17 protein-coding genes and 1 riboswitch are annotated in these 15,613 nt (G+C 68.2%); of the genes, 4 read left to right on the top strand and 13 right to left on the bottom strand.

Annotated elements, in window-relative coordinates:
* Positions 1 to 131: 131 nt before the first annotated feature.
* The 7 genes from KBY93_RS12065 to ruvB form a co-directional block, all read right to left on the bottom strand.
* On the bottom strand, positions 132 to 503 hold the full coding sequence (locus tag KBY93_RS12065; RefSeq protein ID WP_255094673.1) for a hypothetical protein: 372 nt from the start codon (positions 501 to 503) through the stop codon (positions 132 to 134).
* 708 nt (positions 504 to 1,211) lie between these two features.
* Entirely contained in the window at positions 1,212 to 2,594 is a 1,383-nt protein-coding gene (gene thiC / locus KBY93_RS12060) for a phosphomethylpyrimidine synthase ThiC (RefSeq protein ID WP_255094672.1), read from the bottom strand.
* Positions 2,595 to 2,671: 77 nt separating this feature from the next.
* Positions 2,672 to 2,775, bottom strand: a riboswitch (TPP riboswitch).
* Positions 2,776 to 2,806: 31 nt separating this feature from the next.
* A complete protein-coding gene (locus KBY93_RS12055) occupies positions 2,807 to 3,439 on the bottom strand; it encodes a HEAT repeat domain-containing protein (protein WP_255094671.1) in 633 nt (210 codons plus the stop codon).
* A 24-nt stretch (positions 3,440 to 3,463) separates the two neighbouring features.
* Positions 3,464 to 3,730 carry a DUF3188 domain-containing protein gene (locus KBY93_RS12050; RefSeq protein WP_255094670.1) on the bottom strand — a complete coding sequence of 89 codons (267 nt, stop codon included), beginning with the start codon at positions 3,728 to 3,730 and terminating at the stop codon, positions 3,464 to 3,466.
* Positions 3,727 to 4,950: an amidohydrolase gene (locus tag KBY93_RS12045; protein ID WP_255094665.1), complete on the bottom strand. Its 1,224-nt coding sequence runs from the start codon at positions 4,948 to 4,950 to the stop codon at positions 3,727 to 3,729. Before KBY93_RS12045 ends, KBY93_RS12050 begins: the two co-directional genes overlap by 4 nt.
* A complete protein-coding gene (locus tag KBY93_RS12040) occupies positions 4,947 to 5,762 on the bottom strand; it encodes a tetratricopeptide repeat protein (protein WP_255094664.1) in 816 nt (271 codons plus the stop codon). The genes KBY93_RS12045 and KBY93_RS12040 overlap by 4 nt, the downstream gene beginning before the upstream one ends.
* The gene (gene ruvB / locus KBY93_RS12035; RefSeq protein ID WP_255094663.1) at positions 5,762 to 6,841 is read right to left on the bottom strand and encodes a Holliday junction branch migration DNA helicase RuvB; all 1,080 of its coding nucleotides are present in this window, start codon (positions 6,839 to 6,841) and stop codon (positions 5,762 to 5,764) included. Before ruvB ends, KBY93_RS12040 begins: the two co-directional genes overlap by 1 nt.
* Positions 6,842 to 6,900: 59 nt before the next feature.
* On the opposite strand from ruvB, the gene smpB reads away from it, so the two are divergent.
* Together smpB and KBY93_RS12025 are read left to right on the top strand one after the other, a co-directional pair.
* The gene (gene smpB, locus KBY93_RS12030; protein ID WP_255094662.1) at positions 6,901 to 7,398 is read left to right on the top strand and encodes an SsrA-binding protein SmpB; all 498 of its coding nucleotides are present in this window, start codon (positions 6,901 to 6,903) and stop codon (positions 7,396 to 7,398) included.
* A 65-nt stretch (positions 7,399 to 7,463) separates the two neighbouring features.
* Positions 7,464 to 8,462, top strand: coding sequence for an SIS domain-containing protein (locus KBY93_RS12025; protein WP_255094661.1), 999 nt, complete (start codon positions 7,464 to 7,466; stop codon positions 8,460 to 8,462).
* Between the two features lie 4 nt (positions 8,463 to 8,466).
* On the opposite strand, the gene kdsB is transcribed toward KBY93_RS12025, so the two are convergent.
* Together kdsB and KBY93_RS12015 are read right to left on the bottom strand one after the other, a co-directional pair.
* On the bottom strand, positions 8,467 to 9,309 hold the full coding sequence (gene kdsB, locus KBY93_RS12020) for a 3-deoxy-manno-octulosonate cytidylyltransferase (protein ID WP_255094660.1): 843 nt from the start codon (positions 9,307 to 9,309) through the stop codon (positions 8,467 to 8,469).
* Between the two features lie 28 nt (positions 9,310 to 9,337).
* Complete coding sequence (locus tag KBY93_RS12015; RefSeq protein WP_255094659.1) at positions 9,338 to 9,847, bottom strand: HIT family protein; 510 nt, start codon at positions 9,845 to 9,847, stop codon at positions 9,338 to 9,340.
* Positions 9,848 to 9,869: 22 nt separating this feature from the next.
* Between KBY93_RS12015 and KBY93_RS12010 the strand changes: the two genes are divergently transcribed.
* Entirely contained in the window at positions 9,870 to 10,811 is a 942-nt protein-coding gene (locus KBY93_RS12010) for a glycosyltransferase family 2 protein (RefSeq protein WP_255094658.1), read from the top strand.
* A gap of 8 nt (positions 10,812 to 10,819) precedes the next feature.
* Complete coding sequence (locus KBY93_RS12005; protein ID WP_255094656.1) at positions 10,820 to 11,884, top strand: glycosyltransferase family 1 protein; 1,065 nt, start codon at positions 10,820 to 10,822, stop codon at positions 11,882 to 11,884.
* 11 nt (positions 11,885 to 11,895) lie between these two features.
* Here KBY93_RS12005 and KBY93_RS12000 read toward each other — a convergent pair whose 3' ends face one another.
* From KBY93_RS12000 to KBY93_RS11985, 4 genes are read right to left on the bottom strand one after another with little or no spacing between them, the layout of a single operon-like run.
* A complete protein-coding gene (locus tag KBY93_RS12000; RefSeq protein WP_255094655.1) occupies positions 11,896 to 12,768 on the bottom strand; it encodes a hypothetical protein in 873 nt (290 codons plus the stop codon).
* Between the two features lie 28 nt (positions 12,769 to 12,796).
* On the bottom strand, positions 12,797 to 13,792 hold the full coding sequence (locus KBY93_RS11995; RefSeq protein ID WP_255094654.1) for a glycosyltransferase family 2 protein: 996 nt from the start codon (positions 13,790 to 13,792) through the stop codon (positions 12,797 to 12,799).
* Positions 13,793 to 13,824: 32 nt separating this feature from the next.
* Complete coding sequence (locus KBY93_RS11990) at positions 13,825 to 14,883, bottom strand: glycosyltransferase family 2 protein (RefSeq protein WP_255094653.1); 1,059 nt, start codon at positions 14,881 to 14,883, stop codon at positions 13,825 to 13,827.
* 4 nt (positions 14,884 to 14,887) lie between these two features.
* Positions 14,888 to 15,598, bottom strand: coding sequence for a hypothetical protein (locus KBY93_RS11985; RefSeq protein WP_255094652.1), 711 nt, complete (start codon positions 15,596 to 15,598; stop codon positions 14,888 to 14,890).
* Positions 15,599 to 15,613: the final 15 nt, after the last annotated feature.

The raw sequence follows: 15,613 nt of genomic DNA, 5'->3' as shown, positions 1-15,613 counted from the left end.
CGGAATTCAGAAGGAAAGCTGAGATTCGGGCCGACGTATCTACCGTAAGCCACTGGTCAATAGCGAAAAGGGCTAGTCCAACCACCGGATAAGATCGTGGCTGCGCACGATCTATCCTTGTTCGTTATGCGTCATTGATGGAAATTCTGTAGCTGCTGAATTGCTTCAAGTGGAGTGAGAAACCTATAAGAGACAACCAACACCGCGACGCAACCAAAACCGGCTATGCCAGACACGACGGGCTGCTTATAACGTATCTGTAGCGATATGGACAACCAGACTATACCGAGACACCCGATAAGAAATGGAGCCGCTTGGGAAGGAGTTGCTTCAGTGAAGTTGGGCCACAAGACTGAGGCCACAACAATAATGGCTGGCACATAAAGCCATGCACTGTGGATGGGTTTATCAGGCGGCTGAAAATAGTCATTTAGATTAAGACCATTGTTCTCAAAGAAGTCTTCTATTTCTTTGGGTGTTCCCTCCAGGTCTCCGAGTTTCATCGGTCGCCTCCGGCTTGCCCGTCAACTACTCGCATCACATCAGCTCTGGCTGCGGTGTCGCTCCACTCAGCAGAACAGTCATCCTTGATAAATATAAGCCGATTTCCTTCAAGTATGGTATTAGTTCCTCGAAATCTAAATCCCGAGAGATTGCCGCCGAACGCCTTCTGATTTACATTAGCCAATGCTTCAGATACAGTCTCTGAGTTAGGATGATATGTATCGTCGTTCTCTTCAGTGGAACTAAGCGTGAATTCAATGACTGCGCCCCCTGAGAGAGCCGGATAGACGTCGCAACGCAAAGCTATGCCAGGCTTCAAATACTGAGCCAAGTGGCGACGAAAGTTGTTGACATAACGCTGAATGAGTGGGACTTCAAGCATACGGGATTTTTAACGGACTCTACTGCGCATAACTTGTTATTAGGTGGTTTCCGTGAACCACTCCCCGCAGGGCTCTTCTTTCCGTGAACCACGGCGCCGCACCCGGCGATGTTCGCGCAATACCGTTGCGCCGCATGGTATCTGACCAAATGCATCGCAAGACTAGCCGTGGTTAACGGGTCTGAGAACCGAATGGTCAGTCACACCCCTGCAGGAGGCCAAGCACAGAGAGGCTGTCTAGACCCAGCATCGGAATCAGGATCAAGAAAAAGCCCGGGTGCTTCACCCCGGGCTTTCAGATTCTGCAGCCGCAGCTGCCCTCAGTTCACACCACCGCAGCCTGCTCCGCCTTCTGCTCCGCGAGCACCTTCTCCAGCCCCTCGATGTCTTCGTCGGTGATCTTGGTCTGCATCGGGCAGTGCTTCGGCCCGCACATTGAGCAGAACTCGGCCTGCTTGTAGATGTCGGCCGGCAGGGTTTCGTCGTGATACTCGCGGGCGCGCTCGGGATCGAGCGAGAGGTCGAACTGCTTGTTCCAGTCGAAGGCGTAGCGGGCGCGGCTGAGTTCGTCGTCGCGGTCGCGGGCGCCAGGGCGGTGGCGGGCGATGTCGGCGGCGTGTGCAGCGATCTTGTAGGCGATCAGGCCCTCACGCACATCCTCGGCATTGGGCAGTCCCAGGTGTTCCTTCGGGGTCACGTAGCAGAGCATCGCCGTGCCGTACCAACCGGCCATCGCCGCGCCGATGGCGCTGGTGATGTGGTCGTAGCCGGGAGCGATATCCGTCACCAGCGGACCGAGCACATAGAAGGGCGCCTCGCTGCACTCCTCCATCTGCTTCTTGACGTTGAACTCGATCTGGTCCATCGGCACATGGCCCGGACCCTCCACCATCACCTGGATGTCGTGCTCCCAGGCGCGGCGCGTGAGCTGGCCCAGGGTTTTGAGTTCCGCCAGCTGGGCGGCATCAGAAGCATCGTGCTGGCAGCCGGGCCGCAGCGAATCGCCAAGCGAGAAGCTGCAGTCGTAGCGCTTGAAGATCTCGATGATGTCATCGAAGCGCGTGAACAGCGGGTTCTGCTTGTGGTGATAAAGCATCCACTGAGCCAGGATGCCGCCGCCACGGCTCACGATGCCGGTGAGGCGGCCCTTCACCAGCGGCAGGTGCTCGATCAGCAGGCCGGCGTGGATCGTCTGGTAATCCACCCCCTGCTGGCAATGCTTCTCGATGATGTGCAGGAAATCATCGGCATCGAGCTTCTCGATCGAGCCGTGCACACTTTCGAGCGCCTGGTACACCGGCACCGTGCCGATCGGCACCGGCGAAGCGTTGATGATCGCCGTGCGCACCTCATCGAGGTTGACGCCACCGGTTGAGAGGTCCATCACCGTATCGGCGCCGTACTTCACCGCCAGCCGCAGCTTGGCCACCTCTTCATCGAGATCCGAGGCATTGGGCGAGGCACCGATGTTGGCGTTAACCTTGCACCTGGAGGCGATGCCGATCGCCATCGGCTCGAGATTGGTGTGGTTGATGTTGGCCGGGATGATCATGCGGCCCCGGGCCACTTCTTCCATCACCAGCGATTCGGGCAGGTTTTCCCGCTTGGCCACGAAAGCCATCTCTTCGGTTACCACACCCTGACGGGCATAGTGCATCTGCGACACGTTGGCGTGGCCGCGACGCTTCTCAATCCAGGCACTGCGCATGATCGGCTGCTGAATGACGGGGCCGGACCGAGCAGGCACATCTCCGGCTCCGAACACGGCCGCAACCGAAGGCCACAGCAGAAATCGGGACACTTCCCTGCGCCGGCATGACCCGGATCAGGTTCGGAGGGTGTGATCTCAGCCCACAGCCGAAGACGGCCGGGCACCCCTAGTGACTCCCTCAAACTAGCAAGGCTGGACGGAATGGGTGGTCAGGCCTGAAGACCGTTCAGGGCGGCCGCCACCACCCGGTGATCGGCGTCCTGCTGCAGGCCGCGGAGCAGCTCCCGCGCAGCCTCCGCGGCCTGGTCGGGGGGCTGGCTGGAAGCAGCCTCACGCACCACCCGGCTGAGGATCTCCGCTCCCCCTACCCGGACGCTGCCGTCGGCAACAGCAACGGCCATACGCGCCAGCTCCAGCAATACCTGGGGGTCGATCTGTGGTTGCTCGGCCAGGGCCGAGAGGATGCTGCAGCGCACCAACCACTGTTCGTCCCGCTGGAACGACTCCCGCAGCAAGGGCCAGGCCCGCTCCAACCCGTAGTTGGCCAGGGCGTTGGCGGCTTCGGCCCGCACGTTGGCATCCTCGTCACCCTGGAGCGCCTCGACCAGGGCCGACCAGCCAGCTTCATTGCGCTTGACCCCCAGACCCGCACAGCTGATGGAGCGCACGATGAAGGGCTCCTGCTCCAGACCCAGCAGCAACAGGGGAACGGCCTGTTCGGCCTCCAGCTTGCGCAGTCCCACCAGGGCCGGCAGAGCCTGGGCAGGGTCGTCCGAGACAATCGCCTGGCGAATCGCCTCGGGGTCAAAGTCGGCTGGTGATGACGTTTCCGCGTCGTCCATGGGGGGGTGGCTTGCGAAGGAGTTTCACCCTGCCACGTTGCTGCCCTGGCCATCACCAGACCCGCTTGCCGGTGGGGGAGCGGCCAGGCGCAGGGCCTCCAGCAAGATCCGCCGCCTCTGGGCCCGGCGCAGACCACTGCTCACCAGCAGGCCGGTGCCGATCACCAGGGCCGGCACCGCCTCAAGCCGCTGGGTGCCGCGGCGGGAGGCCAGGCTCACCAGCGCCAGCAGAATCAGTAGAGGGGCCGAAAGGGCCAGCACCATCCTCAGGGCAGGACGGAAGCGGCTCAAGCCTGGCGCTCCATCCAGAGCAGCAGGCTGAGGGTGAGCACCTCGACCCCCACTGCCAGGGAGCCTTCGTCGGGGTTGAAGCCGCCGTTGTGGAGAGCGGCACAACCATCGGCTCCAGCCACCCCCAGACGGAACATCGTTCCCGGCGCCACCGAGAGCAGTTGGGCGAAATCTTCAGCCCCCAGAGACGGTTGATCCAGGCGCAGCACCTGCGGGCGGCCCAACAGGGCCTGGGCGGCCTCCTCCACCAGATCGGTGAGGGCGGGGTCGTTGTGCACCGGCGGCGAAATGCAGCGGTAGCGAACCCGGGCCTCGCCGCCATACCCCCGGCAGATGGAGTGGACGGTGTCCTCGATCCAGCCCGGCAGCTCGGCATGCACGGTGGTGTCCAGACAGCGGACGGTGCCCAGCAGACGCACGTGGTCGGCGATCACGTTGAACGCCTTGCCCCCCTCGATCCGCCCGAAGCTCACCACCACCGGGTGCAGGGCATCCAGCCGACGGCTGATCGCCTCCTGCAGGCCGCTCACCACCCGGGCCGCGATCCAGATCGCATCGGTCGACTGGTGGGGCCGGGCACCATGGCCCCCTTCCCCCAGCACCTCCACCTCCAGCTCACCCGCGGCGGCGGTGAGGCTGCCGCTGCGCACCCCGATCGTTCCCACCGTCAGGCTGGGGAACACATGCAGCCCGAACAGGGCCTGCACGCCCTCCATGGCGCCATCGGCCAGCATCCAGGCCGCCCCCTGGGCCGTTTCCTCCGCCGGTTGGAACAGCAGCCGCACCCGGGCACTCAGCTGGCCGGCCAGGGGAGCGAGCAGTCGCGCCACACCGAGCCCCACAGCGGTGTGCAGATCGTGCCCGCAGGCATGCATCAACCCCTGCTGACTGGAGGCGAAAGCGAGGCCGGTGCGCTCCTCCACGGGCAGGGCATCCATGTCGACCCGCACGGCCAGCAGCGGAGCTCCCTCCGGCCCCAGCTCACCCACCACACCGGTGCGGCCGACCCCTTCGCGCACCTGCCAACCGAGCAGGCGCAACTCACCGGCCACCAGGGCCGCCGTCTGGTGTTCGGCGCCGCTCAGCTCGGGGTGGGCATGGACGTGGCGGCGCAGGCCGATCAACTCGGGCGTGGCCTGCTCCAGAGCCCTGGCCAGATCCAGCCGCCGCCAAATATCCGCCGCGGTGCCGCTGGAACGGGGTGGGGCGGCAGAACTCATCGCTGGACCAACTGGAGAAAATCCTCGAGAGCCTGGACCGGCCCCGGGGGCCAGCGTCGGATCTCCAGCAACCATTCTGGCTGGCGGTAGCGGGGATCCAGACCCGAGGCCGCCGCCCAGTTACTTTCCGCTTCACCGCCGGCGCCCCGTTGCCAGAGCAGGGCCGTCAGGGCCGCCCGAGCGTCGGCGAAGAGGGGATAGCGGCGCACCAGCTTGCGCAGTTCCCGCTCGGCCTCGGCCGGCTCCCCCAGCTGAAAAGCGGCGAGGGCCGCACTGGAGCGGGCCATGGCAAAGCCCGGCCGGGCCGCCGCCGCCGCCTCGAAGCAGTCCCTGGCCTGATCCCAGTGACCAAGCGAACCTTCCACATTGCCGAGGTTGTACAGGGCGGAAGCCTCCTCGGGATCCCGCTCAAGAATCCAGTGGTAATCGGCGGCGGCCAGGTCCCACTGGCCCAGGGCCTCTTCGGCGGTGCCGCGGTTGAGGTGGGGATCGGCGTTGACCGGATCAAGCGCCATCGCCTGCTCCTGGTCAGCGATCGCGGCCTCAGCCCGCCCCAGGGCGAGCTGCACGTTGCCCCGGTTGCTCCAGGCGGCGGCATCGCTCGGAGCCTGCTCCAGCACCCGGTCCCAGAGGGGCAGGGCATCACCGAAGCGGCCCTCGCGGCTGGCCGCAAGGGCCGCTTCGAACAACTGCGGCAGCGGCGCTGCTGTGGCGGGGCTGGCCCAGAGCGGTCGTGGGGCGGGCAGCAGCGCCAGAGCCAGGGTCAGACAGAGCGCCAGCAGGCCCCATCCCATAACCCGCAAGCCAGCCATCAGGCGGCCTCCGGCCAGGCCAGATGGCGCCGTGCCGCCTCGGTGGCCACCCGACCCCTGGGGGTGCGTTGCAGGAATCCGAGCTGCAGCAGAAAGGGCTCCACCACTGTTTCCAGGGTGATCGGGTCTTCACCGAGGCCGGCGGCCAGGGTGTCGAGGCCCACCGGGCCGCCGCCGTAGCCACCGAGCAGCAACTCCAGCAGGCGGCGATCGCTGGCATCGAGGCCAAGGGCATCCACCCTGTGCAGGCTGAGGGCCTCGGCCACCAGTCCCGGGCCGATGCGCGCTTGCCCCTGAACGCTGGCCACATCCCGCACCCGCCGCAGCAACCGGTTGGCGATGCGAGGCGTGCCGCGGCAGCGACGGGCCACCTCCACAGCCGCCTCCGCCTCCAGCACCAGACCGATCAACCCGGCTGCCCGCTCGACGATCGCCTGAAGATCGTCGACGGTGTAGAACTCCAGCCGCTGGATCAGCCCGAAGCGATCGCGCAGGGGTGAGCTGAGGGCTCCGGCCCGCGTGGTGGCACCCACCAGGGTGAAGGGGGCCAGCGGCACCGCCCGGGTGCGGGCCGTGGTCCCCTTGCCGACGGTGAGGTCGAGGCGGAAGTCCTCCATCGCCGGATAGAGCAGTTCCTCGGCCACGCGGTTGAGCCGGTGGATCTCATCGATGAACAGCAGCTCGTTCGGGCGCAGGTTCACCAGCAGACCGACGATGTCGCGCGGGCGCTCCAGGGCGGGGGCGCTGGTGATGCGGCAGCGCACGCCCAGTTCCTCCGCCAGCACCAGCGCCATGGTGGTCTTGCCGAGGCCAGGGGGGCCGTAGAGCAGCACATGATCAAGGGCCTCCGCCCGCTGACGGGTGGCCTCCACGGCGATGCCCAGCACCTGCTTGAGCTCGCTCTGGCCGATGTAATCGCTGAGGCGCCGCGGCCGCAGGCCGTCCTCCCGGTTGGGAAGGGGGGCCTCCTCTTCGGCCTCGAGCGGATCCCGGCTGCGGCTGGCCTTCTGCTGGCGTGGATCCAGCAGACGCGGTGGCGGCTGGGCACCGGATCCGGCTGCGGAGGAGACGATCGCCATGGCCCTGAGAGTAGGCAGGCCAGGACGTGGATAGGGTCAGTTCAGCAGAGGGGAGGTCGATGGCCAAAGGCGCGGGCAAGAAAGCGGCCAAGGCGGCACGGGATGCCGCCAACCGGCTGCTGGCCGACAACCGCTTCGCACGACATCAATACGAGATCCTCGAAACCCTGGAAACGGGCATCGAGCTGGTGGGCACCGAGGTGAAGTCGATCCGGGCGGGCAAGGCCAACCTGCGCGACGGCTTCGGTCTGATCCGCAACGGCGAACTGCAGCTGCACAACGTGCACATCTCCCCCCACAGCCACGCGAGCGCCTACTTCAACCACGAGCCTCTGCGCACCCGCAAGCTCCTGGCCCACCGCAAGGAGATCAACAAGCTGCGGGTGGCACTCGACCAGAAAGGCCTCACCCTGGTGCCGCTGAATCTGCACCTCAAGGGCTCCTGGATCAAGCTCACCCTGGGGCTGGCCAAGGGCCGCAAGCTGCACGACAAGCGCCAGGATGAGAGGGGTAAGGACGCCGATCGGGAGGTGCGCTCGGCCATGGCGCGGATCTGACCCCCACCCCGATCCGCCCGGCTCGCGCGCCATACAGTCGCATCGCTCCACCGCCTGCAGCTGATATGTCGGCATTGACGCGCTGCCTGCAGGAAGAGGCCGCAGCCATCGCCGCAACAGCCGGCCGGCTCGATAGCCACCAAGTGGATGCGGCCCTGGTTCTGCTGGACCGCTGCGCCGACGAGCGCGCCAAGCTGGTGATCACCGGGGTGGGTAAGAGCGGCATCGTGGCGCGCAAGATCGCCGCCACCTTCTCCTCGATAGGGCTGATGGCCCTCTACCTCAACCCTCTCGACGCCCTGCACGGCGATCTGGGGGTGGTGGCCCCCCAGGACGTGGTGCTGCTGCTCTCCAACAGCGGCGAGACCCAGGAGCTGCTGGAGATCCTGCCCCACCTGCGCCGCCGCGGCACCGGCCGCATCGCCCTGGTGGGCCGGGTGGCCTCGAGTCTGGCCCGGGGCTGCGAGGTGGTGCTCGATGGCTCCGTCGACCGGGAAGTGTGCCCCCTCAACCTGGCGCCCACGGCCAGCACCGCCGTGGCGATGGCGATCGGCGATGCCCTGGCGGCGGTGTGGATGGAGCGACGCGGCATCTCACCAGCCGATTTCGCCCTCAACCATCCTGCCGGTGCCCTGGGCAAGCAACTCACCCTCACGGTGGGGGACCTGATGGTGCCGACCGCTCAGCTGCATCCCCTTGAGGAGGACGCCAGCCTCAGCGAAGTGATCGCCAGGCTCACCGGCGATGGGGTGGGGGCCTGCTGGGTCAGCCGTGCCGACAACGACTCCCTGCTGGCCGGACTGATCACCGATGGCGACCTGCGCCGGGCACTGGAGCATCATTCACCGGCCACGTGGGGTGAACTGCGGGCCACCGATCTGATGACCGTCGACCCGATCACCGTGGGAGCGGATCTGCTGGCGGTGCAGGCGCTCGAGCGAATGGAGCGCAATCGACGCAAGCCGATCGGTGTGCTGCCTGTGCTGGCCGACGGGGGACCGATGCTGGGGTTGCTGCGCCTGCACGATCTGGTTCAGGCGGGCTTGGCGCCGGGAGCAGTCTGAGCCCTCAGCCGGCAGCGGCCGCTGCAATCGCCCGGGCCTGCTCCAGCTGCTCGGCGGTGTCCACCGAGAGGAAATCACCGTCGACGGGAAAGGTGCCCACCGGGATGCCGGCCTCGATCAGCCGCAGCTGCTCGAGCTTCTCGGTGTGCTCCAGGGGTGAGTGGGGCAGATGCGCCCAGCGGGCGAGCACGTCGGCCCGGTAGCCGTAGATGCCCACATGCCCCCAGTAGGGAGCGTGCCGGGACCAGTCAGCGGACTCGACGCCACGGACGTGAGGGATCGCGGAGCGGGAGAAGTAGAGGGCACGACCGTCCGCCGCCAGCAGCGTCTTGACCACATTCGGGTTGTGCACCTTCTCCGCACCCATCCGGTACACCGGGGTGAGCACGGCGGGGGCTGGCGTGGTGCCGGCAAAGGCCTCGGCCATCGCATCGATCACCGCCGGATCAATGAAAGGTTGATCCCCCTGAACATTGATGATCACCGTGCGGGCAGGGTCAGGTGGGGCAGCCTCCGCTCCGGCGACTGCGGTCGCGGCCAGGGCCGTGAGCTCGTCCACCACCGAAGCGAGGCGGTCGCTGCCGGAGCTGCAGGAGGCCGCTGTCATCAGGACAGGAAAACCCCAGCCCTCGGCCTCCTGCCGCAGCAGGTCGCTGTCGGTGCAGAGCACCACCGTTGCGGCCCGCCGGGACTGCCGGCAGCACTCCAGCACCCGCCGCAGCATCGGCTGCCCGCCGATTTCGGCCATCACCTTGTTCGGCAGCCGGGAAGACTCGAGCCGGGCGGGTACCGCCACCAGGTAACGCCAGGGGGCCGCTGCCTCCTGCTGCAGGTCTGCCTCGTTCACCGCAGGGCCCCGGTCGCTGCTGCGGAGCCTATCGCCAGGCAGCAGTGAGTTTCCTGGCTTGGCGCACCAGCTGCTCCACCTGCCGCTCCGGCGCCGCGGCCCGCTCGCCAGCAGACACCGCCCGGTAGAGGTCCGCCACCCTCCAGGCCTCACTGCCAGGGTCGTCCCCGTGGCGGGGAATGAGATGTACATGCAGATGCCGGGCACCTTCACCGAAGGCGATCGCGTAGACCCGCCCGCAGCCTGTGAGTGTTCGCACAAGCTCGCTGCAGCGCTGCAGAATCGGACCGAAGGCCACCGCCTCCTCCGGCAGGAAGTCGATCGGTCCACCGAGATGGCGGCGGGCATCCAGCAGCAGCCAACCCGCCAGGGGGGCCGGCCGGGGGTGATGGCGCAGCAGCCAGAGGTCCTGGCGAAGGATTTCGTCACGGGCCACCGCCTCCCCATCGCCATGGAGGCGGCAGATGCCACAGGGGGGCTTGTCGCTTGGCTGACCGGGGCCCTCCTGCGAAGCTGCGCTCAGCCGCGGGTCGCTCATCACTGCCGTTCCTCCCGGTTCCGTGCCCGTGGTGCTCAGCGTGGCTTACCACAGCCTCGACGCCCTGCAGCAGCTGGGGAGTGATCTGGCCCGCCAGAGCCTGCCCCCAATCTGCTGGTTGGTGGTGGACAACAGCCCGCAGTCGGCGCCGCTGCGGGCCAGTGACCTCAACGCCGGCGGTGGGCTGCAGCTGGAGCTGGTGGCGGGCCGGGAAGGGGATGGCTTCGGGGCAGGTTGCAACCAGGGCTTCGAGCACCTGGCCCGCCGGGGCTGGGAGGGCTGGATCTGGCTGCTCAATCCCGACACCGCCCTGCCGGCCGGCCATGAACTGGAGCGGCTGAGCGAGGCCCTGGCGCAACTGCCGCCCCGGGCGCTGCTGGGCACCGCCGTGCGCGGCGCAAGCGGTGAGCTCGAGCCCAGCGGCGGCTGGATCGATCCCGGCCTCGATTTCCGCCGGCGGCGGGTGGGTGAAGCCAGCCTGGCCTCTGCTGTCGGCTCAGCCGCAGCCTCTGCTGCCGCCACTGCCATCCCTGGCGGAGGCGCGGTGCAGCTCGACTGGCTGAGCGGCTGCAGCCTGTTGATCCGGCCCAGCGCCCACCTACCCCCGGCTCGCTTCGATCCCGCCTTCCCCCTTTATTACGAAGACATGGACCTCTGCCTGCGGCTGGGGGCGACGGGCGCCCCGGTGCTGTGGTTGCCGGCGCTGGCGGTGACCCACCAGAGGGGTGCAGGCAGCCACACCCCCAGCGAGCGGCGCCAGCGGCTCTCGACCCTGAGTTATCTGCGCTTTCTGCGCCGCCACCGACCCCGCTGGGTGCTGGCCCTACGCAACCTGAGGCTGCTGCTCATGACGCTGCTGCGGCTGCCGGGGCGGCCGAAACGCAGCTGGGCGACGCTGGTGGCGATGGCGGAGGCCATGGGTCCCTTCCCCACCGCTTCGCCGGCGGTTCCCCCAAGGCGATGAGTGCGGCGATGCCCCTGGCCCTCTTCAACGGCAGCTATCTCGGGCAACGGCCTACCGGCATCGGCGTGGTGGCCCGCGAATTGGCGGCGGCCCTGGATCCGGTCCTGGTGCCGCTGCTGGATCCCTGCGGCGGCGATCGCCCCGGCAGCCTTAAGATCCCCGCCAACCTCTCGCCCGAGCACGGCCGCGCCGGCCACTTGCGCCGCCTGCTCTGGACCCAGCGGGAGCTGCCGAAACTGCTGCGCCGCAGCGGGGCACCGCTGCTGCTCTCGCCCCTGCCGGAAGCCCCTCTGGGGCGGGGGGTGCGCTCAGTGGTGCTCGCCCACGACCTGCTGCCTCTCCGCTACCCGCAGCTAACCCCCCTGCTGGCGTACCACCTGGCCTACGTGCCGCTGGTGCTGCACCGGGCAGTGCGCGTGCTCTGCAACTCCGAAGCCACGGCCCGAGAGGTGCACCAGCGCCTGGGTGTGCCCGCGAGGCGGCTGGTACCGATCCGGCTGGGATTCAGTCCCGGGCTGCTGCGGCCCCTGGGGCTGGAGCGGCAACCTTTTTTTCTGGTGCTCGGCCGCCACGACCCGCACAAGAATCTGGAGCGGGTACTGCGCGCATTCGCGGATCTGCAAGACCGCGACCACCGCCTGGCGCTGGTGGGCCCCCAGGATCCCCGTTACACCCCCCGTCTCCGGCGTCTGGCCAGTGAGCTGGGCATCGCCGGCCGCTGCGACTGGCGCGACTGGGTCAGCGACCAGGAACGGCTGGACTTACTGAACCGCTGCCGTGGACTGGTGATGGCCAGCCTCTGGGAGGGCTTCGGGCTGCCAGCCCTGGAGGGGATGGCCTGCGGCGCCCCCGTGATCGCCGCCGAGGCCGGGGCCCTGCCGGAAGTGGTGGGAGAGGCGGCCCTGCGGGTGGATCCCCGCTCGGTGGGCGCCATCGGCTCGGCCATGGCGGCCCTGATCCAGCAGCCGGCACTCGCCGCTCAGCTGGGGGAGGCGGGCCTGCTCCAGGCCACCCGCTTCCGCTGGGCGGACACCGGCCGAGCGGTGGAGGAACTGCTGCGGCAACTGGCCTGAGCCGGCTCGGCTCAGACCAGGCTCACCGCCGGATCCCTGCTGGCCAGGCGAGTCACCAAAGCACGCAGGTGGGGATCACTGCTGGCCGGCAGGGTCACCAGCAAGGGCGATCCAGCCGGACGCAGGGCCAGGGCCGCCAAGAGGGCCATGCTCTCCCCCACCACGATCAGGCCGGAAAACCGGGCGATGCGCTGCTCCAGCGCGATCTGGACTTCACTCCCCGCCGGCGTGGCCTCACACGGCAACGGCCATGACCGTTTCGAGCGCACCGGATGAGGTACGAGCTGCCACGGCCGGGGTAGCTGCTCCACCCTCGCCATCAGCTGCTCCACCCCGGGGGAGTCCACGATCAGGCTGCCCGGCTGTGCACCTGGTGGGGGGGCATCGGCCCCGGGCGCGGCCCGATAAAGCGGCCCGAGCTCCAGCACGTGGAAGCGCTCGCACCAGGGGGCCCGGCTCTCGCGCTGGTCGGAGAACAGGGCGAGGGGCGTTCCCGGCGGGAAGCGCCCGGGGTCGAGGGCCCGGGGCTGGCCGCGGTACTGATCGAGGCCGTCATCGAGCAGAAGCAGGCAGGGGCAGCGACGCACCAGCCAGCGCAGGGCGCGGCCCGCACCACGGAGGTGGGGCAGCCGCACCTCACCGACGAGCCCGAGGGTGGTGAGCAGGGCCAGGACGGCCATCACCGCCGGCTGGATCCGCAGGCGCAGGGGCCAGAGCTGACGGTCTTCGCGCTCCAGGCAAAGGCGGCTGCCTTCGAGCACCAGCACCTGCAGCACCGGCATGGGCCAGTGTCGACGCGACGACGAATCCGGCGCCGCTCGCCGGCGCAGGCGCCGTGCCGCCTCGAGGTGGATCCCGTTGAAGACGAAGGTGAGGCGGATCACAGGAGCGCTGGGGCGGGTGGGTCTGCGCTCACGACGGCCGTCCGGCCACCCGCTTCATGCCCTGCAGACGGCCGCGGCCGAGGGACAGCAGCCAGACCGGCAGCTCCAGCAACCGCCGGCCCGTCTGCCAGTGCAGTCGATGCCACCAGCGCACCGGCCAGACCCCGTGGCGATCGAGGGGCACCAGCTTGATCGGCAGCCGCTCCAGAAAGATGTCAGGGATGGCCAGGAAGCAGCCCCAGAACGCCATGCGCCGGGCGTGATCAATTTCATCGGCACTGTCCGCCGGGAGCTTCGGCAGGCTGCCGGGCTCCAGGCGCCAGAGGCCGGGCTGGATCTGCTGATAACGGGACCGGCGACTGGCGGTGCCCCAGGGGCAGTGGGCCGCCACCAGGCGGTTGCCCAGGCGGGAGGCCCGCATCGTGGCCAGGCCAAGGCTCTGGCGCAGGCTGCCGCGGCCATTCGCCCGCGGCTGGCCCATGCGCTCCTCGTTGGAGTGGGTGATCACCCCGATCGCGGCGACTGGGATCTCCCCGAGGGACCAACCCTGCTGGAAGGCCAGCCGGGCGCGCAGGTCCTTGTCCTCGAAGCCCCAGCCCCGCATGCACTCGTTGAAGCCTCCCACCGCCTCGAAGCGCTCGCGGGTCATCAGGAACTGGCCGTAGCGGCCCTCTGTGCCGGTGCCCACCCAAAGGGATCCATCCGCCAACAGAGCCTCCGGATCGAAGTCGGCCGTGGGCCAGCAGTCGGCGTCCATGCGGATCAGCCAATCGCCTTGGGCCTGGGCGAGGGCGAAGTTGTAAGCGCGGGAGGGGTTCCAGCGCGTCTCCCCCTCGACGCGCAGCAGACGCAGGCGCGGATCGGGCGGTAGATCGGAGCGGCGCAGGAATTCGTCACTGCTCCAGTCCACCACCAGGTGTTCCTGGTGGTGGGGCCAGGCCGCCACCGCGGCGGCAGAGCGCAGCAGGTGCTCGTGCCGGTTCATGCAGACGGTGACGAGGCTGAGGGAGGGGATCGCGCCCACGGGAGATGGCACGCTCAATGTAAGAACGGGACTCAGCGGCGTTCCCGGCGGCGGCGGGCCAGCTGCAAGGCCTCGCGCACCAGGGCCAGGGCCAGCACAGGCAGCTGGAGCAGCTGGCGGCCGCTGTACCAGTAGAGGCGATGCCACCAGCGCACCGGCCAGGGCCCACCCCGCGCCGGGGGCAGCAGGGGGAAGGGCATCTGCTCGAGAAACACCTCCGGAATCGCCAGGAAGGTGCCCCAGAAGGACATGCGCCGGGCGTGCTCCACCTCCTCCTGCAGCGCCGGGGAGGGCTGGGGGAGGCTGCCCGGCTCCAGCCGCCACACCCCCTGGGGCTGCTCCAGGTAGCGGGAGGCACGAGAGCGCCGGCCCCAGGGCTGCTGGGCAGCCAGCAACCGGTTGGCCAGGCGGGAAGCCCGCATGGCGGCGAACCCCTGGGAGCGCCGCAACCCGAGGGGGCCAGCGGACGGTGCCTGCTCGGCCCGCTCCTCATCGGAGTGGGGGATCACCACCAGCCAGTCGGCGGGGATGCGGGCCGGCTCCACACCGAGACGCTGCACCAGCCGCGCCGCCAGGTCCTTGTCGTCGAAGCCGTAGCCAACCAGCACTTCGTTGTAGCCGCCCACCTCCGCCAGCAGGGAGCGGGCCATCAGGAACTGGCCCTTGCGGCCCTCGGGCCCACTACCGAGAGCACAGAGCATCGTCTGGTCGTCGGCTCCCAGGACGGGGTCAGGAGCTTCGAGGGCCACCATTAACCCGGCGGCTGTGGGATCGAATCGCTGGCTCGGCCAGCAGTCCGCATCCAGCTTCAGCAGCAGGGAACCGCGGGCACGGGCGATGGCGAAGTTGTAGGCGCGGCAGAGGTTCCAGCGGTCTTCCCCCTCCACCCGCAGCAGCCGCAGGCGGGGATCCGAGGGCAGGTCTTCGCGGCGCAGGGGCTCGGTGCTGCTCCAGTCCACGATCAGGTGTTCACTGTGGTGGGGCCAGCGACTGAGGGCGGCGGCGGAGCGCAGCAGGTGGTCGCGGCGGTTCATGCAGACCGTGACCACGCTCAGCGCCGGCACCATCGGCTCCGTCTCGCGCGCTGTCAACAGGTCAGTCCCAGAGCTTGAGGGCGTCGTCGCGGGCGGAGAACCATTCCGCCGCCAGCGGACCGCCCATGGTGCGCTGCTCCCGGAACCAGGGGCCCCCCAGGGTCCAATGCAGCAGGGTTGGGCCTCCTTCTGCCACTGCGGCCGTCGGGGCGGCCTGCACATCCACCAGGTGGTTCCAGCGACCGTCGAGGGCACCGATCTCATGATCGCCAGCCAGCCAGTGGAAGCGGTGCAGCTCCAGGCCGCTGGCGCTATTGACGTATTCGGGGGTCAGGGCCTGGCAGCGGCCGCAGTTGAGCAGCATCAGGGAGCTCCAGTTCTTCTTCGGGTAGGCGCTCTGCACCTCGCCGAGGAATTTCACGGTTTCCGCCGGCACGTGCTCGTGCTGCACGCACATCAGGGCGTAGTCGTCGCTGCGCTCGGCCCAGAGCTCGGCGATATCGCCGCGGCAGAGCATGTCGCAGTCCATGAAGACGGCCCAGCCCTGATAGCCCATCAGATGGGGCACCAGGAAGCGGGTGAAGGAGAAGGCCGTGCTCTGCTTCGGATCCTTCCCCCGGTGGTAAAGGCCCTGGCGCTCCAGCTGGGGGGTCACCAGAGGTGTGATCGCCAGCGGCGCACTGCTGTGCTGGTAGAGGCTGTCAATCAGCACGTTGGTGGCGGCCCGCTCTCGCGGGTCGTAACCGATGAAGACCGGGATCGGTTCAGACAAACGGATGCAGGCCAA

The sequence above is a fragment of the Synechococcus sp. J7-Johnson genome, from assembly GCF_024345795.1.
GTDB lineage: Bacteria > Cyanobacteriota > Cyanobacteriia > PCC-6307 > Cyanobiaceae > Regnicoccus_A.
This window is presented reverse-complemented; position numbering and strand designations above follow the sequence as displayed.